The sequence below is a fragment of the Methylobacterium sp. Gmos3 genome (assembly GCF_056430985.1).
Genome location: NZ_JBWJYL010000003.1, coordinates 208,769 through 230,283 on the forward strand (window position 1 = coordinate 208,769; position 21,515 = coordinate 230,283).

Genomic DNA, 21,515 nt, shown 5'->3' on the forward strand with positions numbered 1-21,515 from the left:
AGCTCCGTCGACCCGGGCCTCGCGCCGAAGGGTCTGAGGCCCTACATGCACCCTGTAGGAACTACAGGGTCAAGGCCATGGCGCACGCACCCCCCATGACCATCGGCGACCTGGCCGCGGCGACGAACACCCGCGTCGAGACGGTCCGGTGGTACGAGAAGGTGAAGCTCCTGCCGGCGCCGGAAAGGTCGGCGGGCAACTACCGTCTCTACGGTCCGGAGCACCTGCGCCGCCTGAGCTTCATCCGGCGGGGACGGGACCTCGGCTTCACGGTCGACCAGATCCGGGAGCTTCTCGCCATGGCCGACGACCGCGACCGGTCCTGCGCCGAGGTCGACACCATCGCCCGCGCCCACCTGGCGCAGGTCGAGCGCAAGCTGGCCGACCTGACCCGGTTGGCGCATGAGCTGCGTGACGTCATCGGTCAGTGCGGCTGCGGGTCCGTCGCCGACTGCCGCATCATTGAGGCTTTGTCTCCCCACGGGGATCCGTCCTGAGGATGGATCGGCCTCGTCGGCATCAGGTGGAAGTGCGTCCTCCCGCCGATGTTGCAGAGGCAGTACAGAAGGTAGACGCAGGCCGGGATGGCGATGAGGGCCAGGGCGAACGCCCGGCCGGCCGCGCGACGGACGTGGGGCCTGACGCGGCGTCGGCGACGTGAGCCGCCGCCGCCCCAGTCAGCGATGGTTCGGGCGACCTTCTTGCTCATGCCGACCCTCCTACTCGGCGGCGCGGAGATGCGGTTGGACCGGCATGGGCCGATCCTTCCTCTCGGGGGCGACCGCACCGGCGAACCTGGCATAGAGGGCCGGCAGGACGACGAGGGTCAGAAGGGTCGCCGAGATGAGGCCGCCGATGACTACCGTCGCCAGGGGGCGCTGGATCTCTGCCCCGGTCTCGGTCGCCAGCGCCATCGGTACGAACCCGAGAGATGCCACCAGCGCGGTCATCGCCACTGGACGGAGCCGGGTCATGGCGCCCTCCATGATGGCCTCGCGCCTTGGCCGTCCCTCGGCGATGAGCTGCTTGATGTAGGTCAGCATCACCAAGCCGTTGAGCACCGCCACCCCGGACAGGGCGATGAAGCCGACGGCCGCGGGCACCGAGAACGGCATGCCCCGCAGCCATAGGGCGGCGATGCCCCCGGTCAGCGCCAAAGGAACCGCGCTGAACACCAGGAGCGCGTCCCGGGCCGAGTTCAGGGCCGAGAACAGCAGCAGGAAGATCAGGAAGAAGCACACCGGGACGACCACCATCAGGCGCTGGCGGGCGGAAGCCAGGTTCTCGAATTGCCCGCCCCAGGTGACGTAGTAGCCGGCCGGAAGTGAGACCCCCGTGGCCACCTTGTCTTGCGCCTCGGCCACGAGCGAGCCGATGTCGCGGCCCCGGACGTTGGCGGTGACCACGACCCGGCGCCGGCCGTTCTCGCGCGAGATCTGGTTCGGGCCCTCCGTCACCGAGAAGCTCGCGACCTGCTTCAGGAGCACGGACGCGGCGCGCCCGTTCGGTCCGGGAGGCAACGGCACCGGGATGTTCTCCAGGGCCTCGCGGTCCTCGCGCACCTTGTCGTTGAGGCGCACGACGATGGGGAAGCGCCGGTCGCCCTCGAAGACGACGCCCGCCTCGCGGCCCCCGATGGCCGCCCCGATGACGTCCTGGATCGCGGACGTGCTCAGGCCCAGGCGGGCCGCCTCGGCCTTGTTGATCCCGATCTCCAGGAACGGCAGCCCAGCCGTCTGCTCGACCTTCACGTCGTCCGCGCCCTCGACCCCGCGCAGGATGCCGGCGATCTGGTTCGCGGCCGCGGTCATCGCGCCCAGATCATCGCCGAAGACCTTTACGGCGAGGTCGCCGCGGGTGCCGGCCAACAGCTCGTTGAAGCGAAGCTGGATGGGCTGGGAGAACTCGTAGACGTTGCCCGCGAGCGCCCCGAGGGCCTTCTCGATGCTCTCCTGCAACTCGGCCTTGGACAGGTCCGGGTCCGGCCATTCGGCTTGCGGCTTCAGGATGACGAAGGTGTCCGACGAGCTCGGCGGCATCGGGTCCGAGGCGACCTCGGCGGTGCCGGTCTTCGAGAAGACGTAGGCGACCTGGGGGAACCGGCCGATGGCCTGCTCGACCTTCAATTGCATCGCCTGCGATTGCGACAGGGACGTCGACGGGATGCGCTGGGCGTTCAACGCGATGCTCTTCTCGTCGAGCTGCGGGATGAACTCCTGCCCCAGACCCCTGAACAGGACGCCGGCTCCGACGAGCAGCACCAGGGCGACCGCGACGAAAAGCATGGGCACGCGCAGGGCGGCCCCGAGGACCGGGCGGTAGGCGGCCTTGATCGCCCGGACGAAGAAGTTGTCGGTCTCGGTGACCTTGCCGGTGATGACGATGGAGATCATCGCCGGGACGAAGGTGAGCGACAGGACGAAGGCCGCGACCAGGGCGATGATGACGGTAAGCGCCATCGGCTCGAACATCTTGCCCTCGACCCCGGTGAAGGTGAGGAGCGGCACGTAGACGAGGATGATGATGGCCTGCCCGTAGAGGGAGGGCTTGATCATCTCCTCGGCCGAGGCCCGCACGGTGGCGAGGCGCTCCTCCAAGTCGAGCTTTCGCCCGAGTTCCCCTTGGCGTTCGGCGAGGTGGCGAAGGGCGTTCTCGGTGATGATGACTGCCCCGTCGACGATAAGGCCGAAATCGAGGGCCCCGAGGCTCATCAGGTTGGCGCTGATGCGCCCCTGGACCATGCCCGTCATGGTCATCAGCATCGCCACCGGGATGACTAGGGCCGTGACGATGGCCGCGCGGATGTTGCCGAGCAGCAGGAACAGGATGACCACGACGAGGGCGGCGCCCTCGGCCAGGTTCTTGGCGACCGTTCGGATGGTGGCCTCGACCAGGACCGTGCGATTGAGGACCGTCTGGACCTCGACGCCGGGCGGGAGCGTGCGCCGGATGCCGGTCATGCGCGCGTCGACCGCGGCGGCGACGGTGCGGCTGTTCTCGCCGATGAGCATCAGGGCGGTGCCGATGACGACCTCCTGCCCGTCCTCGCTGCCCGACCCGGTGCGCAGATCGCGCCCGATCCGCACCTCGGCGACGTCGGAGATGCGGACCGGCACGCCGCCGCGTGTGGTCACGACGACCGACCCGATGTCCTCCATGCTCTCCAAGCGGCCGGCGGCGCGCACGACGTAGCCCTCGCCGTTGTCCTCCAGGTAGCGCGCGCCCTGGTTGGCGTTGTTGGCCTCCAGCGCCCTGCCGATGTCGGCGAAGGACAGGTCGAGGGCCGTCAGCCTCATCGGGTCGGGCTGGACGTGGTACTGCTTCTCGAAGCCGCCGATGCCGTCGACGCCGGCCACACCTGGGACGGTCCTCACCTGTGGGCGAATGATCCAGTCCTGGACCGTGCGCAGGTAGGCCGTGCGTTCGAGCTCCGTCGAGAGCCTGTGGCTCTCGGGTGTGAGGTAGCTGCCGTCCGGCTGCCAACCGGGTTTACCGGGCTTCGAGACCTTGCGCTCGGCAGGTTTCGCGTAGTGCACCGACCACATGTAGATCTCGCCCAGGCCCGTCGAGATCGGCCCCATGCGCGGCTCGACCCCGGACGGCATCGCCGCCTCGGCCTCCTGAAGGCGCTCGGCGACCTGCTGGCGGGCGAAATAGATGTTCGTCGCCTCGGAGAAGACGGCGGTGACCTGGGAGAACCCGTTCCGGGATAGCGAGCGGGTGTATTCCAGGCCCTTGATGCCTGCGAGCGCGGTCTCGACCTGGTACGTGATGATGCGCTCGATGTCGTTCGGCGAGAGCGAGGGCGCCGTGGTGTTGATCTGCACCTGGTTGTTGGTGATGTCCGGCACCGCGTCGATGGGAAGCTTCGTCAGTGAGAACACGCCGAACCCGGCCGCGAGCAGCGACAGGAGCACCACGAGCCAACGCTGGCGGACGGAGAAGTCGAGGATCTTCGAGATCATGGCGGCCGCCCTCAGTGGTCGTGGTCGGCTTCGGCCTTGCCGAGCTCGGCCTTCAGGACGAAGGAGTTGGCCACCGCGACCTCGTCGCCGGGCTCCAGGCCGGCGACGACCTCGTAGGCATCGTCGTCCGCCTTGCCGAGGGTCACCTCCCGCTTCGAGAAGCCCTCCTCGGTCCGCACGAACACCACCTTCTCGCCACCGATGGTCTGGATGGCGGACTTCGGCAGCCGCACAACGACCTTGTCCTGGGCGATCTCGATCTCGGTCGTGACGAAGGTGCCCGGGCGCCAGGACATGTCCTTGTTCGGCAGGGCGACGATGACCCGGGCCGAGCGCGTCTCCGGGTTGAGGATCGGGCTGACGAAGACGACCTTGCCCTCGGGGCGGGGAGCGTCCTCGCTCCCGACGATAGTCACCCTGGCGCCCTCGCGGACCTTGGACAGCTCGGTGGTGGGGACGGGGAGCTCGATCCAGAGGGAGGAGAGGTCGGCCACGGTATAGACGTCGGCCGGGTCCCCCTCGCTGCCGACCTTCGTTCCGACGTCGACCTTGCGCTCCACGATCCGCCCTGCGAGGGGGGACCTGAGCTCGAAGCGGCGAAGCGACGACAAGTTCGGAGTGGTTTCGTCCTTCTTGGCCGCGGCGGCGACCTCGGTCGCGTTCAGCCCGAGGGCCGATAGCTTCTGGCGGGAGAGATCGACCCGCAGGCCCGCCTCGGAGTAGGCGGCCTTCGCGTTGAGGAAGGCCGATTCCGCCGAGATCCTCTTGTCCCAGAGGGCCTGCTGCCGGTCGAAGTTGGTCTTTTCCAGATCCGCCTTGACCGTCGCGGTGAGGAAGTCGCTCTTGGCATCCGCGACCTCGCGGCTGTCCAGGACGGCGACGATCTCGCCCTTGGCGACGTCTTCGCCGAGACGCTTGCGCATCTCCGCCACTGTCCCGGCGACCCGCGCAGGCACCCGGGCGATCCGGTCGGCGTCCTGGGTGATGGTGCCGGGCACCAGGAGATGGCGCGAGAGGATGCCGCCCTCGACATGCGCCAGCTTGATGTCCTGCTCGGCGGCCTGCTCGGCCGTCATCTTGATCTTGCCCTCGCTTGCCTCGTCGTGGCCGTGCGCCTCGCCCTCGGCGTGTTTGTGGTCGCCGTCGACCTTGGTGGCCTGCGCCCCGGTCACGGCCGCGTTGGTCGCCGGAGTCTTGGCCGCGGTGGAGGACAGGCCGGCGGCGGCCAGCGCGCCCCGCACGGTCTCGGACACGCGGGGGACGGCACCGCCGATGGCGACGCCTATGGCCAGGAGGGCCACGGATATGATTGCACGCATGGAAGGGAGGCCGTTCGCATAGGACCGCGGTCACCGCCTGGGGCTGGGTCGACGGTCCGGATCAAGTCAAGCTCGCTCAAGGAGCCGGCATCCGCTGGGATGTCCGGTCTGCATCCGCCACAGCCGTGGCGGTGCCGCCTCAGGCGCGAGGGGGCCTTGGAAGGCGACCGGCGGAGATCGAGGCTACGGTGACGTCGGCCGTGGCATAGGACGGGCGTCCGGCGGTGGCGATCGGAATCCCGGGTGACGCCTCGATGCAAATGGCCAGATGGCAGCCGCAGGTCGCATGGCAGGCCGGGCACCCGTCGGGCTGGTCCGGCGCACCCTTATGCGAGGACGTGGCGAACGCGGGCGCGTGATCAGGAAGGCGATGGGCGTCGGCGGAGGAAATCGCACAGGGCGCCATGAGCGCCAGGAGGAGGACGAACGACAGCAGGCGGACGGCGGTCGCCCACCAGCCGCGCGACGCCTCGTAGGCCCTGATCGGGAATCCCGCGCTCATGACTGCCTTATGGACGATCCGGAGGCGCTCGTACATGCCGGACGGGCGTCCCAGGACGCCTATCCGAATGCCGACATGCTCGGGGGTGCGTCCGCGGAGACGTCGCCCCCCTCTGCGACTTGGGTCGCCGTAGCGTCGCGATTCCCGCCCGCCCGAGCAGGTCGGCGAGGAGCGGGACCGGGCATCGGACATGCTGCGCACCTAGTTTTGGAACCGGTCCTGGCGATCGTCCGACAAGCCAAAGATGGAGCTGGGTTAGGCACGGGCGGCCCCTTCCACGAAGGGACGGAACCGCGCACCGGCCCATGCGTAAAACGCTCCAGGCCACGCTTACCGAGGATCAACCAAGGGAGCCGGGCCGCCAGCCTCAGCAGAATGCCGCGGTTGAAGTTCGGGTAGCATGGTGCTACCTCTTGGAGGCTGGATGGCGCCGCACAATCCCCTGGCAAAGGTCCGCGCGCTCGCCGCCGACGAGGAGGCCTGTTCGTTCTTTTCTCCCGTCCTCGAAGAGCTCAGGACCCGTAAGCTCGACACTGACGACCTGCGGGCGATCATCCAGACGGAATTGGGCGAGGCGCACTTCAGCAAGTCCGAGCCGACGCGAAGACACCACCCGACCACCGTGTCGGACTACTACTCGATCTGGGTCGACGACTGCGCCGACTGGATGTTCCTGAAGCTGCTGGTCACCGGCGCTGACGTCCTGGTCGTCACCTCATTCAAGAAGGATATCGATCGATGACGATGGAGGCCTGCCAAGCCTGCGAGGCGATCGCGGTCTGCGAGCGCGTCGAGCCCTTCGTGGTCGAACGGTCGGGGAAGAGCCTCGCCATCCAGGACCGTCGCATGGTCTGCGCCGAATGCGGGAACGTCAGCTATCAGGGCTCTCAGATCTCTGAGCACGAGCTCGCCGTCGCCAACGCCGTGCGAGAGATGGACGGGCTCCTGTCCGCCGCCGAGCTCAACGCCATCCGCCTCAAGTACAAGCTCCGCCAGGCCGACATGGAACAGATCCTCTCCACCGGCCCGAAGACCTGGACCCGCTGGGAGCGCGGCAAGGTTCCTCAGAGCAAGGTCGCCGACCGCTACATCCGCGCCCTAGCCCGGGACCCCTACCTCGCCCGCCGCGAGATGCTTGCGGCCGGGGTCGTAAACCCGGAGGCCGAGGGCGTCTTCGCCCAGATCGAGCTTGACGATCGCAAGCGCGCCCACGCCGTCATGCGCGACGCCCTCGGGCGGCGCACCGAGATCGACCACGAGCGCTTCGCCGCCCTCGCTGCCGACGCGGCCTTCGACGCCTTCCACGGTAACCACGCGAACCCGGAAGCCGTCGCCGCATGAGCGAGAAGCCTCCCATGGGCGTGCTCCACCACCTTCCGCCGAGGAAACCCCTCGCGGATATGGAGGATTTCCGGCGCGACGTGGGAGAGACCATCGCGGCACAGTTCCGGGAGCAGAACGAGATCCTCCGCGCCGAGCGCGGTGAGCATCTAGCGCGTGTCCGGGAACAGGATGAGCGCCTCCAGCGGCAAGGCGAGCTCATTGAGCGGCTCACCCGCGGCGTCGAGCTCCTCGTCACCGAGATGCACGGCGTCCGGACCGGCAAGGCGGAGGAGGCCTTCGCCCGCGTCGGCGGCGAGGGCGCCGCCCCGGACCTGCCCACCGTCTCCGCGGAGTCCGCAGTGGTCTACATCTGTACCGCGGGCAGTATCGGCCGGAAGCTCGACTTCCGCGCCAGCGAGATCGGTACCCTGCTCGGCGCCAAGGGCCTGCGCTGGGCGGGCAACGGCGCCTACCAGGAACTCGGACGCGAGGTCGGCCCGAACCATACCAAGTTCTGGCACCGCGACGTCCCCGCCCGGCTCCGGCGCGTCCTGGACGAGAACAACCCAGCCCGCCACGGCATCACCGATCGCAGTGTCCTCGCGATCTTCCGCAAGTGGAGCGCCCGCCGGACCGGCGGCCCAGACCTCCTCGACAGCATCGAGGCGCTCAAGGCCTGAGCCCGGGCATCAGTTTCGGTGTGCCGCGGCGATTTGCTGTAACCTTAATAACGGGGTTTTGATGAAAGCGCATCTAAGAAGCTATAAGCGTTGTCACGCGATCTATATCATCGGATTGTATTGTACTTGTATATATCAATCACGAACTAATTATCACGCATTCTCTACGTGAACCTCTCAACGAGAGATAATAATGGCATGATAGGTATCGGAGGCACGGAATTCTACAAAATATTTCACGAGGAAATAGAAAAACCTCGAATATTTGCTGATATAAATCAGCTTGCGCCGTCCGACATCGAACTCAGAATTCGCGCAATCTTCACTGCGCATAATTTTGATTTGGATGCTGTCGGCTTCGTACAAGCCTGTATGTATCAGCGAGAACAGAAGCTACCTTTCATAAAAATTGGACCCAAGCGACTTACTGAAGATGTTGACCTACTCGTTAAGGCCGTCGCATTCGGAATAGTTGACTGTCAAGAAATATCAACTGATCTCAGATTTAGTCTGTCAAGACCAGAGTCAAATCTATATGTAAACGGATTTCCTGCATGTTGCTTGAGAGATATAAATCGGATGCACGATGATGATCAAGATATGGATCACTTAGAATTCACGCGATTACATGGGGCTGCCGTGCTTGATCAAATCCAGCCTGTCATTCGTGATTTAAAAACATATTGGGGGAAAGAACCTCTCAATAAAAGCGTTCTGAAAAAGAGTTTGTTCTTACCAATAAAAGATCAAACAATTTCAGATATTCTCGAAACTGTCCCCGGTGAAATCATGCGAAGTTCACTCAGAGGACAAATTGAAAGGGCAGCATATGTAAGACATGAAAGATTGAGACTGCTTAGGAGCCCCCGATTACCTTCGATAGACGATGAAAAGGCGATTTTTGATATTTGAAAAATTGCCTTTTAGACTGATCAGTGCAAACTACAAACGGCCGGAAGTGAACAGAAGCCGGGGCTGGCTCAATAGCCGGGAAGTCAGCCGACGACGCTGGTTCCCATCGCGTCGGGAGCCTTCAGGTCACACGACTGCATCCCGTGGGGCGATCACGTTAATTGCGCGGCCTCGAAGGGCGGCACGACGACGCTGATGTGCACCCTCGCCCAGGAATTCGCCCCGCGCGGGGTGCGCGTGAACGCCATCGACCCGGCGCCGTGAGGACCGGCATTAACGCGGGCGAGATGCAGGGTAAAAATCTCCGCAGTGCGGTGTCGCAGATCCCGTATGGTCGCATCGGACGGGTCGAGGACATCGCCGCGGCCATCGCGCTCCTGGCCTGCGACCTGTCCGACTACATCGTCGGCGACACCCTTCTCGTCGATGGTGGGATGACCACTCCTGGCACGATGCCTATCGGCGGTAGGCCGGGGCCCGCACCTCCAAATCCGATTGATAGGTGAAAACCGTTAAGGCGCATCAGGGCTCGTCGCAGCCTGCGATGTTCCGGTCGGCATCCCGCTCGAAGGTCGAGGTGGTCAGCGCGTCGGGGATCCGCTCGGCGATCATTAGAAAGGGGCCTTGCATGGTGTTGGGGGCGAGCAGGGCCAGGCTGCCGCGGCGGAGGGCGCCGTCGCTCTCAACCAGGTGGCCGCGGCACCTACTGCGGCAGGCGACGATGACAGAAGGCCGTCAAACGCCCTTTTGCTGCTCACGAAGCTGGTCCACCCAGGCCCTCAGGTCCCCGACGGCCTTGAGCAGTTCGTCTGGGCGCAGGGGAGCAGCGTTCCGCCCGGGAGATGGATCGTGGGCTTCCGTCTGATCGCAGCACCGTTTGAAGCCGGCGGCGAAATCCTCGACGTTGGCAACGGTCAGGCTCGCCACCTTTCTCAGGTCCTTGGTGCTGATGTAGTCGCGGTGCCTTTGGATGACACAGTTGAAGGCCACCTCCTCAAGGGCCCGTTCCCACGTACTTCGTAACCTGCTGAAGAAGTGGGAGGCCGCAGCCCCGTACTCATCATCCCGATTGTCGTCGTAGAGGACCTTGGCCGCCCGCGCGTCCTTCTCAAGAGCGTCGAGGCGCTCCCGGACCTTAGCCCCGATCCAGGGCAGTCCCTGGTTCACGACGCCCGCGCCGACAGAGGTGTGGGTGAGCGAGATCAGGGAGACCGGGATCCTGCCGTCGATTGACAGCGCATGCAGGTCGTTCAGGAAGACGAGGTCATGCGTGAAGACGATAATCTGCCGGACGCCCCCTTCCTCGACCAGCCGCTCGGCGACCTTGCGCCGCCACCGATGGTCCAGCGAGGAGACCGGATCGTCGAAGACCAGCGTCGATCCATGAGCCGCGGTAGCGAGCTCGGTCAGGAAGGCGGCCAGGGCCACGCAGGTCTGCTCGCCCTCGCTCAGGATCTCGCCGACCTTCGCCCTCTCGTTGGCGAACAGCCGGACCTGGTACTGCGGGGAGCCGTACCTGCCGCCCGAACGGACGATGTCGACCCTCACCCTGTGGGCGGCCAGCTTCTGGATCTCTTCCTGAAAGCGATCGCGGACCTTCGGCGTGATGACCTTGTCGGCGATCGTGTTGCCGAGCGTCGTGATGGCATTCGTCGCCATCTCGGACAGGCAGTCCTTCAAACCCGCCAGCTCGCTCAGCCGTGCCACCTCGATCCTCGCCTTCGGCAGCAGTGCCTCCAAGAGTGCGCGGTCACGCAACTCGTCCCGTTCCGCAACCAGCCGTACCCGACCGGCGGGATCGACCGCCGTCAGAAGCTCCTTGGCATAGGCCTGCGTATCATCCGCAAGAGTCGTTAGCGTGCCGATGATGCCGGCCGCAACCACGGGCATTGGACCCGCGCCGCGGTCGGCGAGTGCCCGCGTGCAGATCCATCGCCGAAGCCGGACGGTCGCCAGCCCGCGCAGGATCGCGGCGGCGACATCCGGATGGGTCACCGACAGCTGGCGGCGCAGCGGAAACCCGGACATCCGCAGCGACAGACCCGACAGCTTCCCCAGGGCCTCCTCGTAGGCCACCTCGGCCTTCCGCGCCTCGCGCTCGCTGTCGGCCTTCACGAACTCCTCAAAGGTCAGCTTCAGATCCCCGGTCCCTTCGGAGATCGGCTGGTGGCAGAGCACGCAGACCGCTTCCGCGTCCGTCCGCGGGAAGTCGTGCCCCTCGTAGGCGACATGCTCCGAGTAATGCCGCGCCGCGTCCCATAGGGCTCGCCAGGTCGCCTCCCCGACCCCCTTCAGGGCGCTTCCGCCGAAGGCGCGTTCGGCCGCGAGCGAGGCGGCGGAGCGTTTGGAGCGGGCGGTCCCGGCGAGCGCCGCAAGCTGCGTGAGCTCCGCATCCGACACCGCCCCGAAGACCCTATCAAGCTCCTCGGAGAGGCGGCGTACGGCCCGGGCCAGCTCGCGCTGCTCCCCCGAGGCCCGGACCGGGTCGCGGGCCAGGTCCTCCTCAAGCCGGCGAAGCCTTGCGCGCTCCTCCGCTGACAGGTTCGACAGCTTCTCCAGGGGTCCGAGGTCGGTACCCGGAGCGAGCGCGCCGAGAAGCCGCCCGACCCGGGTCCCAGACCCGAACGCGGGTTCCGTGAACGCCGAATCCCGCGCCTGCTCAAGCGCCCCCTGTTCCGCCGTCAGCGCCGTGCGGATCGCTTGGCAGACGCCGGCGAGCTCATCGGGGATGTCGAGCCCGAACGGACGGAACGCGACCTCGTTCCTCTCGCGCACATGGACCATTCCGCATTCGCGGTCGAAGACGCTGACGCTGGAAAGGAGGGCGTGGGGAGAGCCCGCGTCGGTCCAGGCCAGCGGCGCGATCGGATCGCCCGATACGACGCATCCGATCGTGGCGGATCCCGCATCGGCACCGCCGCCGAAGGCGTTCGGCAGGATCTCGCCGGGGGAACGCGCGCGGCACGCCCGCTTCAGGATGCGGGCGTACCCGGATTTCCCCACCCCGTTGTCGCCGTAGACGATCGTGATCCCATCGGGTTGAAACTGGAGTTACTGGCCGGGAGCCAGCCGATTGACACCCATGACGTCCCTGATCGAGGTTAGCGCCACCTTCTCGCTAGTGGTGGCCATGGACGGAACATGCTCGACGCCAAAGGGCGACGGGGTCACCTCGATCCCTGGGAAGCCGCATCCCCTCTTACAGAGTAGCGCAAGCTCGCGGTGATCGTCGGCGTCGAGGGTGCGCTTTGCCACGATGCGACGCAGAGCGTCCCGCTGCCAGTCAGGCTTATTCCTCGACCATTGTAGGATGATCTCGAAGACCGAACCCGTCGCCGCCATCGAGACCCATTCCCCCGCATGGGTTCGAGCTTAGCAGCAGGCCACGGATCTGTAAGGGGCGCCGACGTCGTCGCGGGCTCCGCCCCGTTAGTCCTCGGGTCGCCGCCTATAGGCCTTGTCCACTTTGTTGAAGAAGTTCACGTGGCTCAAGCGCATGTCCATCTTCCTGCGCGGCGTTAGAGCGTCAAAGGGCTTCTTTTAGAGCGTCACGCTACCCACACTTCGTCGATCAGGTCGCCCGCGCCCAAGCCGCCCAGGTCATCTCAGCCACCCGCCGCCTCCTCGGCATCCGCAACGACCGCATCATCAAGAGCTACGACGCGTCCCGGGGCGCGGCGATGGCCGACCGGACCCGCGACGACGCGGCCCAGCAACTCGCCGTCGCTCATGCCGGCACGATGGACGCCTTCTGCGAGCGGGTGAAGAAGGTCGTTCCCTCGGCCAAGCCGTGCCGCCTCAGCTACCGCGAGGGGATAAAGGATTCCCACGGCTAGACCGAGTTGAGGGCCGGGCACCTAGTACTGCTGTGTCACAAAATTTTCTATGTTCCTGATATTGCTCACTCTTTCTCGGCGCGGCAGCGAGAGAAAAACGCAGGTTCTGCAGTCTGTTATGGGCTTCGTGACACAGTCGTACTAGTGGTCGGAACCTGACGCTTGGTACTCATCCGTGAACGTCCGAGAAGGGTGGCAAGCAGCTTGGCTGCTTTCAGTCGCAAGACGTTCTAAAGCGGACCAAGGATGAATCACCGTCTCCGGACGGTCGGTCCAACTCATCTCAGGGTCGAATTTTGTTAAAGCCGGATGCCGACTTCATCAGAGGCGATGCCACCGGCGCGAAAGTGCTCTGCCTCGGGAGACAGCGTGATTCACGATTGCAAAGCCCCGGTCACGCGACGTCTCGTGCTGGTCCGGCATGGCCAGAGCGTAGCCAACCGATCCGGCCTGTTCACGGGATTGCTGGACTCGCCCTTGACCGAGCAGGGCCGGATGGAAGCCGAGGCAGCCGGCCGGCGTTTGGCCGAGCGCCGCTGGCGCTTTTCTGTTGCCTTCACCTCGACGCTGACGCGGGCCGTCGTGAGCGGCCGGCTTATCCTCGATGCGCTCGGGCAACCCGGATTAATCCCCCAACGCTTCGCCGCGCTCGACGAGCGAGACTACGGCGACCTCAGCGGGCTCGACAAGACCACCGCCGATGCGCGCTGGGGGGCGGTGCGGATTGAGACCTGGCGCCGCTCCTACGCTGATGCGCCGCCGAATGGTGAGAGCCTGCGCGACACTGTCGCGCGCATCGTGCCCTGCTACCTCCGATCCATCCTACCGGCGGTCATGGGCGGGGACGTGCTGGTCGTCGCCCACGGTAATTGCCTGCGGGCGCTTGTGATGGCGCTCGAAGACCTCAACCCGGCGGAGGTCGAGCACCTCGAACTCGCGACGGGCTCCGTCAGGATCTATGAGTTTGCCGCGGACACGACGATCAAGGCACGCTGGATTGACGGGTGAATGCGCTTGTCGGCCCCCCAGAATGGATCTCCGCAAGCCGCGAAGGGGCCCCTTTTCATCTATTCCGTTGATGGGAAACATCTGATCATTCCGTTGGAGTGAATGAAAGGGACATGGGATTCTCTGGCATCACATCGGAGCCATCCATGTCCATGCCCAGACTTTTCTCCCACCCTCGATCGATGGGCGCCTTGGCCGGCACGAAAGCCATCCTTCCGGGACTGGGCCTCTGCGTGGCGGTCACCGCCGCAGCGGTCGGCTTCGAGGCCGTCGAGGCGCATCTGTTCGGTCGCGCCTGGCTCGAAGCCCTGGTGCTGGCGATCCTGCTCGGCAGCGCGATCCGCACGGCCTGGACCCCGTCGCAACGTTTCTTTCCCGGCATCGCCTTCGGGGCCAAGACCGTACTGGAGATCGCGGTTGTTCTTCTCGGGGCCTCGCTCAGCCTCGCGACGATCTTGGCGGCCGGTCCGGGTCTGCTCTTCGGCATCGCGGGCGTCGTCACGGTGGCGATCCTGTCGAGTTACGGCATCGGTCGGGCGCTCGGGCTGCACCCGCGCATGGCGATCCTCGTCGCCTGCGGTAACTCGATCTGCGGCAACTCGGCCATCGCCGCCACGGCGCCGGTGATTGGTGCCGACGGCGAGGACGTCGCCGCCTCCATCGCCTTCACCGCGGTTCTAGGCGTGCTGGTGGTGCTCGGGCTGCCGCTACTGGTGCCCCTGCTCGGTCTCTCGCCGATGCAGTACGGGGTGCTCGCCGGCCTCACCGTCTACGCTGTTCCGCAGGTTCTCGCCGCCACCGCGCCGGTCGCGGCACTCAGCGTCCAGGTCGGAACCCTGGTGAAGCTCGTCCGGGTGCTGATGCTCGGCCCGGTCGTCCTGGTGCTCTCGCTCGGCGCGAGCCGGCTGGGCGAGAAGACCGACGAGGCCGCCCCCGGCGTCACAGCCGGCGACCGCCCGGCCCGCGCCAGCCTCGCGATCCACCGCCTGGTGCCGTGGTTCATCCTCGCATTCCTCGCGCTCGCGGGACTTCGCTCGGCCGGGCTGATCCCGCAGGTCGCGCTCGCGCCGATGTCGGAGACCGCCAACGTGCTGACCGTGGTCTCGATGGCGGCGCTCGGCCTCGGGGTCGACGTGCGCAGCGTCGCCAAGGCCGGGGCGCGGGTGACGCTGGCGGTAGTCGCCTCGCTCCTCGCGCTCGGCGCCGTCAGCCTCGGCCTGATCCACGTGCTGGGCCTTGTCTGATCCGGGTGTGGATCCGGCTCCACCACCGATCCAGGTTTTCATCCGGCGCGATGCCCCGAAGAAATCCGGATTAAGCGGGAGATTGAAAATTCTCGAATCATCGCACCGGGAGATCGTTCGCATCGCGAAAGACCGTTGGAGGGAATAAATCGCTTTCCGTAGCATCTCCCTTGTCGCGAGGAATCGCCACGAGGCCCGATGCGCTCGAACGCATCGACGCCGACATTCTTCAAGGGGAGAGACCATGCACGGATTGGACAGACCGACGAACCGCCGCCTCGTCCTGGGTGGACTCGGGCTCGGCAGCCTCGGCGCCGCGTTGCCGGCCTGGGCCGCGGGCTCGGTGAAGCTGCCGCTGCCCGGCGGCCCGGACGAGCGGGCGCTGACCACCGCCTTTCCGGGCAAGGGCGAGATGATCCTCCAGCGCACCCATCCGCCGCTGCTGGAGACGCCGTTCTCGGTGTTCGACGCGGGCGTGTTCACCCCCAACGACCGCTTCTACGTGCGCTGGCACTGGGCCTCGATCCCGACCGAGGTCGATGCCGGCACCTTCCGGCTCAAGGTCCACGGCCATGTGGAGAAGGAACTCTCGCTCTCCCTCGATGCCATCGCCGGCCTGCCGCGCTTCGAGATCGCCGCGGTCAACCAGTGCTCGGGCAATTCACGCGGGCTGTTCGAGCCGCGGGTGCCCGGCGCGCAATGGGCCAACGGCTCAATGGGCAACGCCCGCTGGACCGGGGTGCGCCTCAAGGACGTGCTCGAAAAGGCCGGGGTGAAGGCCGGTGCCGTGCAGGTGCGCTTCAACGGCCTCGACGAGCCCGTGGTCGACGACGCGCCGGACTTCAAGAAGTCCCTCGATCTCGACCACGCCAACAATGGTGAGGTGATGATCGCCTACGCGATGAACGGCGAGCAGCTCCCGCTGCTCAACGGTTTCCCGCTCCGGCTCGTGGTGCCGGGCTGGTACTCAACCTACTGGGTCAAGATGCTGTCCGACATCGAGGTGCTGGACAAGCCCGACGAACAATATTGGATGAAGACCGCCTACCGTATTCCCGACGTGCCGGGTGCTAACATCAAGCCCGGGCAGACAGGGTTCAAGACAGTGCCGATTAACAGGATGGTGCCGCGCTCGTTCGTCACCAACCTGACCGACGGCGCCAAGGTGGCGGCCGGAACGCCGGTGGCCATCCGCGGCATCGCGTTCGGCGGCGATTGTGGGGTGAAGGCGGTCGAGTTCTCCGGCGACGGCGGGGCGACGTGGTTCCCGGCGCAACTCGGTGCCGACGAGGGCCCCTACAGCTTCCGCCGCTTCGACGGCAGCCTGCCGGCGCTGGCCGCCGGGACCCACACGGTCAGGGTCCGCTGCACCAATACCAAGGGCGTCGCGCAAGGCATGGACCGAGTCTGGAACGCCAACGGCTTCATGCAGAACGGCATCGAGACCGTGTCCTTCCAGGCCGCTTGAGGAGAACAGCCATGAACACAATTCGCCCTGCGGCCCTCATCGCCGCGCTCATCCTGTCTCCCCTGGTGGCGCTCGCGGCGCCTGCTCCCGAGCCGATGCGCTTCAGTTCGCAATCGATCGAATTTCCGACGTCCGACCGGATCTTTCCGGACGGGCCGGGAGCCGAGGCGGTCAATAACAATTGCCTCGCCTGCCACTCGGCCGGGATGGTGCTGACCCAGCCCAAGCTCACGAAGGCGCAGTGGACCGAGACCGTGAACAAGATGGTCCACGTCTACAAAGCGCCGGTCGATCAGGCCGATGTGCAGACCATCGTCGATTACCTCACGGCGTTGAAGCCCACGCCCTGAACCCTCGAATCCCGAGGCCGCCGTGCTTTTTTCGCCGGCCTCGGGGAATAGACCGCCCTCGCTGGCATCTCCCTAAGGCGATGCACGGCCTGACCGGTCCCGCACGACGCAATCCGATTTCGAACTCGCCCGCACGGCCGGCCCCAGGCCGTCGAACGAGGGCGCATGCCCGAGAGACACGCTTCATGACCCACGTCCGTACCAGCCTCCGCGCCCTCCTCGCCGGAGCTGCCTTGCTCCTCACCCAGAACCAACCTGGATTCGCCGCCGGCTTCGACGGCGCAATCAAGAACAACGCGCTCGCCCTGAACGCCGCCGGCACGGTCGCCGCGGTGTCGAACAGCGAGGAGAGCGCCGTCATCGTCTACGACGTCGCCAAGGGCACGGTGCTCCGCCGCCTCGACGGCTTCGTCACGCCGCGCAACATCGTGTTCGCGCCGGACGGCGCCCGCTTCTACGTCTCCGACAGCGGCACGGGCCGGATCACGGTCTACGAGACCGGCACCGGCAAAGAAGCCGGCGTTCTTGCCGCGGGCCCCGGTGCGTTCGGCACGGTGCTCTCGGCCGACGGGACAAAGCTCTACGTCAACAACGAGGCCGCGAGCACGCTGACCGTGTTCGACACCAAGACCATGCTCGCAGTCGCCGTGATCCCCGGCTTTGCGCAGCCGCGCCAAGGCGTGAAGCTGTCGCCGGACGGCAAGACCGTGTTCGTGACGAACTTCCTCGGCGACAAGATCACGTTGGTCGACACCGCCACCAACAAGATCACCAGCGAGATCGCCGGGTTCGACAAGCTGCGCGCCATCTCGATCACCAAGGACGGCAAGACGCTGTTTGCCGCCAACAGCGGCCGCAACACCGTCAGTGTGGTCGATGTCGCCGCCCGCAAGGTCACGTCAGAAGTCGCGGTGGGCAAGGACCCCTACGGTGCCGCGCTGACCCCGGACGGGCGCTTCGTCTATTCGGGCAACCTCAAGGACAACTCGCTCTCGGTGATCGACACCGACACGCTCAAGGTCGTCGCCACGGTGACCGGGCTGAACGAGCCGCGCCAGGCGATCGCATTCTCCAGTGACAACGCCCACGCGTACGTCCTCAACCGCGACCTCAGCGTGGCCGTGGTCGACCGCGCGAAGAACGCGGTGGTTTCGACGATGAAGCCGTGAAGCGTCGCGCGCCGGGTGCCTTTCGGCGCCCGGCGCGTTCTCGATCTCGACACGTCGCGAACGCAGGACAAAGACCCCATGCTCGGCCTGTTCCAGCGCAAGGACCGCCTCATCGTCCACGGAAAGACGCCCTACAACGCCGAGCCGCCGCTCGATCGCCTGCGGGCCGCCTTCCTGACTGATCAAGCCGACTTCTACGTCCGCAGCCACGGCGACATCCCGGACCTCGACGCCGACGGCTACCGCCTGACCGTCGACGGGATGGTCGCGACGCCCCTCGACCTCTCCCTCGCCGATCTCAAAGAACGCTTCGCGCCCGTCACCGTGACGGCGGTGATGCAATGCGCCGGCAACCGCCGGGCCGACATGCTGGCGGTGGCCCCGGTCTCCGGCGACCCGTGGGCGCCCGGCGCCATCGGTAATGCGGAATGGACCGGCGTGCGGCTCGCCGACGTGCTGCGCGCGGCCGGCATCAAAGCGGATGATGAGCGCCACGTCGCCTTCGAGAGCCACGACCGGATCGCGGACACGGACACGCGCTTCGGCGCCTCGATCCCGCTCGCCAAGGCGCTGGCGCCCGAGACGCTGCTTGCCTTCGCGATGAACGGCGAGCCTCTCGCCCCCGAGCACGGCCATCCGTTACGCGTGGTGGTGCCGGGCTTTGCCGGCATCCGCAGCCCGAAATGGCTCGCCCGGATCACGGTGCAGGACCGGCCCTCCGACAACCCGATGCAGGCCGACGACTACAAGCTGTTTCCGCCCGACGTGACGGCCGAGACCGCCGACCCGGCCCACGGCATCACCATCGAGGCGATGCCGTTGAACAGCGCGATCTGCGAGCCCGCCCGCGGCGCTGCGTTGAAGGCCGGCCGGCACGCGATCCGCGGCTACGCCATCGCCAGCGACCGCGCGGTCGCCCGCGTCGACGTCTCGACGGATGGCGGCCGCAGCTGGGCGCAAGCCCGGATCAAGCGCGATGCCGACGCGCCCTACGCCTGGACGTTCTGGGAGATCGAGCGCGAACTGACCGCGGGCGAGCACGAGCTCGCGGTGCGGGCCTGGGATTCCGCCGGCCAGACCCAGCCGGCCGCCCCCGACGACACCTGGAACTACAAGGGTTACCTCAGCGCCGCCTGGCACCGGGTGCGAGTGACGGTGGCCTGACCCTCACGCCCAGAGCAGGGCGGTGGCCGCGAGGCCGGAGATCGCGATGAGCAGGGCCGCAATCCCGACGGTGAGGAGGCGCGGCATCATCGGGATCTCGGAATGGGCGAGCCGTGCCCGGATCGCCCGGTCCCGCCACACGGCGCCGGCGAATGAGGCGAGCGCGCAGCCGATCAGCGTCAGCGACAATACCTTCAGCGGCCAGACCGCGAGCACCTCCCGCAGGAAGCGCTGCGCGGCGAGGCCGACGCCTAGGAACGCGAGCCCGGTGCGAAGCCACGCCACGAAGGTGCGTTCGGCCGCTAGAACCGTCCGATCCTCGGCGAGTCTCACCCGGGGATCGTCGGGGGGCACGGGTTTCGCGAGCTCGCTCATCCGGCATTCGCTGTCGCGATCAGGTCGAGAAGCGCGTCGGCGGCCCGGCTGCGGTAGCGCTCCTTGTGGCGCAGCACCCGGAACGGCCGGCTCGGTAAGTCGAACGCCGCCCGGACCAGGGTCCCGGCCCGAAGCGCGGCGGCGACCACGGTCTCGGACAGGACGGCGGCCCCGCCCCCGGCCTCGACGGCGGCGCGGACCGCCTCGTTAGAGGGCAGTTCGAGCGTGACCCGAAGCTGGGCGGCTGCGAGGCCGGCCGCACCCAGGGCCGCCTCGAAGGCCGAGCGGGTTCCCGATCCCGCCTCGCGCAGCACCCAATCGACCCCGGCGAGGTTTTCGGGTTCGAGGTGGGTCGCCTCGGCGAAGGCATGGCCAGGGGCGACCACGAGGACCAGTTGGTCCTGCGCGATGGTCGTGCTCGCGAGCGTCGGGTCGTCCAGCGCCCCCTCGACAAAGCCGAGTTCGGCCTGCCCCGCGCGCACCGCGTCGGCGGCGTCGGTGGTGTTGCCCACCGCCAACCGGATGGCGATCTCAGGGTAGGCCCGGCGGAAGGCGACGAGGTGGCGCGGCAGCCAGTCGCTGGCGATGGTCTGGCTGGCATAGAGGGCCAGCGTCCCGCGTCGCATGCCACTGAGGTCGGCGAGCACCAGTTCGGCGGCCTCGGCCCGGGCGAGTACGGCGCGGGCCTCGACGAGGAACACGCGTCCCGCCTCGGTCAGCTCGATCCCGCGGCCGACCCGGTGAAACAGCTTGGTGGCGTGCCGCCCCTCGATGTTGGCGATCGCCGTGCTGACTGCCGACTGGACGAGGTTCAGCGCCTCTGCAGCCCGGGTCACGTGCTGCCGCTCCGCCACGGCCACGAAGATGCGGAGTTGGTCGAGGGTCATGGTTGCCGCGGCGGAACCGGCAATCCACGGACCTGCGCGTCAACCGCCTGCGCGACGGTCAACAGCCGCGCCTCGTCGGTGCGACCCGTCACGACGTAGGACATGCCGCCATCGACCCAGGAGAAGGCAGCGACATCGCCCTCGCGGGCGAAGCGGAACACCGTGCGGCCATCCGCATCGCCCACGCGGCTGTAGAGCGTCAGCCGGGTGCCGTGATCGTCATCGTACATCAGCATCGCGGCGGATTCGGAACCCGCCGGCAGCAGCCGGCCGCCCATCAGGCGGAAGCCGTAGGCCGTGAGGTCGGGGGTGGTCACCGCCCGGCCGAGGCGCTTCGAGAGCCACGTCACGAGGTGCGGCTTCTCGTCGGCGCGCACCTCCACCGGATGCACCGCCTCGACCACGTAGGTGCGGAAGGCCGCCACTGCGTCGTCGGTCGCCGGCTCGGTTCGCGCGAGCGTGACCGTGGGTACCTGCCGCACGGCATGGCCGAACCAGCCGGCGGCACCGCCGACCGCGAGGCAGAGCACGGCCGCAGCCGCGACCGGAAGCCAGCGCCCGGTTATCGGGCGATGTCGCGAGCGGATATTGGCGACCCTGAGCCGCGCCGGGATCGCCTCCTCGGCGATCGGCGCGAGGCGGGCACGCAAGCGCTCGCGCAAGGCGCGATCCGCCGAGACCTCGGCCGCCCGCGCGGGATTTCCCCTGAGCCATGCCTCGACCAGCGCCTGCCGCTCCGGTTCCAGACGACCGTCGATCAGGCCGTGCAGGTCGTCCTCGCCGACCGGGCGCGGATCCCCGCTCATTTTACCCTCCTCAACAAGCCGGTTCGGCCCGTTTCCAGAAAACTTCGCATCCGCTCCCGGGCTCGGCTTAACCGCGACATCACCGTGCCGAGCGGTACTCCGAGCACCTGGGCCGCTTCCGCATAAGACAGATCCTCAACCGCGACGAGCAGCAGCACCGAGCGCTGCTCCTCGGGCAGCGCATCGAGCCCGGTGAGCACGTCACGGGCTCCCATAGCGGTCTCGGGGTCGGCACCCGGATCAGGCACCTGCTCCAAAGCCTCCGCGCCGAGATCGACGCCGCGCCGGCCCCGGCGTCGAACAGTGCCGAGGAACAGGTTGCGCTCGATCGTGAACAGCCAGGCCCGCAGGTCGCCGCCGCGGCGGCGTCCGGACCAGCCGGACAACGCCCGCTCCAAAGTGTCCTGGACGAGGTCGTCCGCCGCTTCGCGGTCCCGTAACAGCGCGACGGCGTAGCGCCGCAACGCTGGGATCTGCGGTTCGATGAGGGCAGCGATCTCGTCCACG

21 protein-coding genes are annotated in these 21,515 nt (G+C 67.0%); 13 read left to right on the forward strand and 8 right to left on the reverse strand.

Annotation, left to right across the window (positions count from 1 at the left end; genetic code table 11):
* Positions 1-95: 95 nt before the first annotated feature.
* The gene (locus tag ACS5Q7_RS07335) at positions 96-497 is read left to right on the forward strand and encodes a MerR family transcriptional regulator (protein ID WP_055958972.1); all 402 of its coding nucleotides are present in this window, start codon (positions 96-98) and stop codon (positions 495-497) included.
* Between the two features lie 222 nt (positions 498-719).
* Here the strand turns inward: ACS5Q7_RS07335 and ACS5Q7_RS07340 are convergent, their stop codons facing one another.
* The 3 genes from ACS5Q7_RS07340 to ACS5Q7_RS07350 all read right to left on the reverse strand — a co-directional run bounded on the left by ACS5Q7_RS07340 (position 720) and on the right by ACS5Q7_RS07350 (position 5,822).
* Positions 720-3,965, reverse strand: coding sequence for an efflux RND transporter permease subunit (locus tag ACS5Q7_RS07340; RefSeq protein ID WP_055958969.1), 3,246 nt, complete (start codon positions 3,963-3,965; stop codon positions 720-722).
* 11 nt (positions 3,966-3,976) lie between these two features.
* A complete protein-coding gene (locus tag ACS5Q7_RS07345; RefSeq protein ID WP_055958966.1) occupies positions 3,977-5,284 on the reverse strand; it encodes an efflux RND transporter periplasmic adaptor subunit in 1,308 nt (435 codons plus the stop codon).
* Between the two features lie 139 nt (positions 5,285-5,423).
* Positions 5,424-5,822: a hypothetical protein gene (locus tag ACS5Q7_RS07350; RefSeq protein WP_243214755.1), complete on the reverse strand. Its 399-nt coding sequence runs from the start codon at positions 5,820-5,822 to the stop codon at positions 5,424-5,426.
* 388 nt (positions 5,823-6,210) lie between these two features.
* Between ACS5Q7_RS07350 and ACS5Q7_RS07355 the strand changes: the two genes are divergently transcribed.
* From ACS5Q7_RS07355 to ACS5Q7_RS07375, 5 genes are all read left to right on the forward strand, one after another.
* Positions 6,211-6,528, forward strand: a complete 318-nt coding sequence (locus ACS5Q7_RS07355; RefSeq protein ID WP_055958963.1) for a type II toxin-antitoxin system MqsR family toxin — start codon at positions 6,211-6,213, stop codon at positions 6,526-6,528.
* Positions 6,525-7,127 carry a type II TA system antitoxin MqsA family protein gene (locus tag ACS5Q7_RS07360; RefSeq protein ID WP_082473294.1) on the forward strand — a complete coding sequence of 201 codons (603 nt, stop codon included), beginning with the start codon at positions 6,525-6,527 and terminating at the stop codon, positions 7,125-7,127. The genes ACS5Q7_RS07355 and ACS5Q7_RS07360 overlap by 4 nt, the downstream gene beginning before the upstream one ends.
* Entirely contained in the window at positions 7,124-7,789 is a 666-nt protein-coding gene (locus ACS5Q7_RS07365; RefSeq protein ID WP_056149076.1) for a hypothetical protein, read from the forward strand. The genes ACS5Q7_RS07360 and ACS5Q7_RS07365 overlap by 4 nt, the downstream gene beginning before the upstream one ends.
* A gap of 168 nt (positions 7,790-7,957) precedes the next feature.
* Positions 7,958-8,701: a hypothetical protein gene (locus tag ACS5Q7_RS07370; protein ID WP_146180524.1), complete on the forward strand. Its 744-nt coding sequence runs from the start codon at positions 7,958-7,960 to the stop codon at positions 8,699-8,701.
* A 260-nt stretch (positions 8,702-8,961) separates the two neighbouring features.
* Complete coding sequence (locus tag ACS5Q7_RS07375; RefSeq protein WP_055958954.1) at positions 8,962-9,207, forward strand: SDR family oxidoreductase; 246 nt, start codon at positions 8,962-8,964, stop codon at positions 9,205-9,207.
* 229 nt (positions 9,208-9,436) lie between these two features.
* On the opposite strand, the gene ACS5Q7_RS07380 is transcribed toward ACS5Q7_RS07375, so the two are convergent.
* Positions 9,437-11,704: an AAA family ATPase gene (locus tag ACS5Q7_RS07380; RefSeq protein ID WP_478338718.1), complete on the reverse strand. Its 2,268-nt coding sequence runs from the start codon at positions 11,702-11,704 to the stop codon at positions 9,437-9,439.
* Positions 11,705-12,381: 677 nt separating this feature from the next.
* Here ACS5Q7_RS07380 and ACS5Q7_RS07385 point away from each other — a divergent pair.
* From ACS5Q7_RS07385 to ACS5Q7_RS07415, 7 genes are all read left to right on the forward strand, one after another.
* The gene (locus tag ACS5Q7_RS07385) at positions 12,382-12,537 is read left to right on the forward strand and encodes a hypothetical protein (RefSeq protein ID WP_156375892.1); all 156 of its coding nucleotides are present in this window, start codon (positions 12,382-12,384) and stop codon (positions 12,535-12,537) included.
* A 369-nt stretch (positions 12,538-12,906) separates the two neighbouring features.
* Positions 12,907-13,545: a 2,3-bisphosphoglycerate-dependent phosphoglycerate mutase gene (locus ACS5Q7_RS07390; protein WP_055958948.1), complete on the forward strand. Its 639-nt coding sequence runs from the start codon at positions 12,907-12,909 to the stop codon at positions 13,543-13,545.
* 182 nt (positions 13,546-13,727) lie between these two features.
* Entirely contained in the window at positions 13,728-14,789 is a 1,062-nt protein-coding gene (locus tag ACS5Q7_RS07395; protein WP_055958946.1) for a YeiH family protein, read from the forward strand.
* A gap of 244 nt (positions 14,790-15,033) precedes the next feature.
* Positions 15,034-16,257: a molybdopterin-dependent oxidoreductase gene (locus ACS5Q7_RS07400; protein WP_055958942.1), complete on the forward strand. Its 1,224-nt coding sequence runs from the start codon at positions 15,034-15,036 to the stop codon at positions 16,255-16,257.
* An 11-nt stretch (positions 16,258-16,268) separates the two neighbouring features.
* A complete protein-coding gene (locus tag ACS5Q7_RS07405; protein ID WP_055958939.1) occupies positions 16,269-16,607 on the forward strand; it encodes a c-type cytochrome in 339 nt (112 codons plus the stop codon).
* A gap of 80 nt (positions 16,608-16,687) precedes the next feature.
* Positions 16,688-17,776, forward strand: coding sequence for a beta-propeller fold lactonase family protein (locus ACS5Q7_RS07410; RefSeq protein WP_243214752.1), 1,089 nt, complete (start codon positions 16,688-16,690; stop codon positions 17,774-17,776).
* A gap of 78 nt (positions 17,777-17,854) precedes the next feature.
* On the forward strand, positions 17,855-18,940 hold the full coding sequence (locus tag ACS5Q7_RS07415) for a molybdopterin-dependent oxidoreductase (RefSeq protein WP_055958933.1): 1,086 nt from the start codon (positions 17,855-17,857) through the stop codon (positions 18,938-18,940).
* A 3-nt stretch (positions 18,941-18,943) separates the two neighbouring features.
* On the opposite strand, the gene ACS5Q7_RS07420 is transcribed toward ACS5Q7_RS07415, so the two are convergent.
* Genes ACS5Q7_RS07420 through ACS5Q7_RS07435 form a run of 4 tightly spaced genes read right to left on the reverse strand, consistent with a single transcriptional unit; the run spans position 18,944 to position 21,514 of the window.
* Complete coding sequence (locus ACS5Q7_RS07420) at positions 18,944-19,315, reverse strand: YidH family protein (RefSeq protein ID WP_055958930.1); 372 nt, start codon at positions 19,313-19,315, stop codon at positions 18,944-18,946.
* Positions 19,312-20,202 carry a LysR family transcriptional regulator gene (locus ACS5Q7_RS07425; protein ID WP_055958927.1) on the reverse strand — a complete coding sequence of 297 codons (891 nt, stop codon included), beginning with the start codon at positions 20,200-20,202 and terminating at the stop codon, positions 19,312-19,314. Before ACS5Q7_RS07425 ends, ACS5Q7_RS07420 begins: the two co-directional genes overlap by 4 nt.
* Positions 20,199-21,008 carry an anti-sigma factor family protein gene (locus ACS5Q7_RS07430; RefSeq protein ID WP_055958925.1) on the reverse strand — a complete coding sequence of 270 codons (810 nt, stop codon included), beginning with the start codon at positions 21,006-21,008 and terminating at the stop codon, positions 20,199-20,201. The genes ACS5Q7_RS07425 and ACS5Q7_RS07430 overlap by 4 nt, the downstream gene beginning before the upstream one ends.
* A complete protein-coding gene (locus ACS5Q7_RS07435; protein WP_478338719.1) occupies positions 21,005-21,514 on the reverse strand; it encodes an RNA polymerase sigma factor in 510 nt (169 codons plus the stop codon). The genes ACS5Q7_RS07430 and ACS5Q7_RS07435 overlap by 4 nt, the downstream gene beginning before the upstream one ends.
* Between the last annotated feature and the right edge of the window lies 1 nt (position 21,515).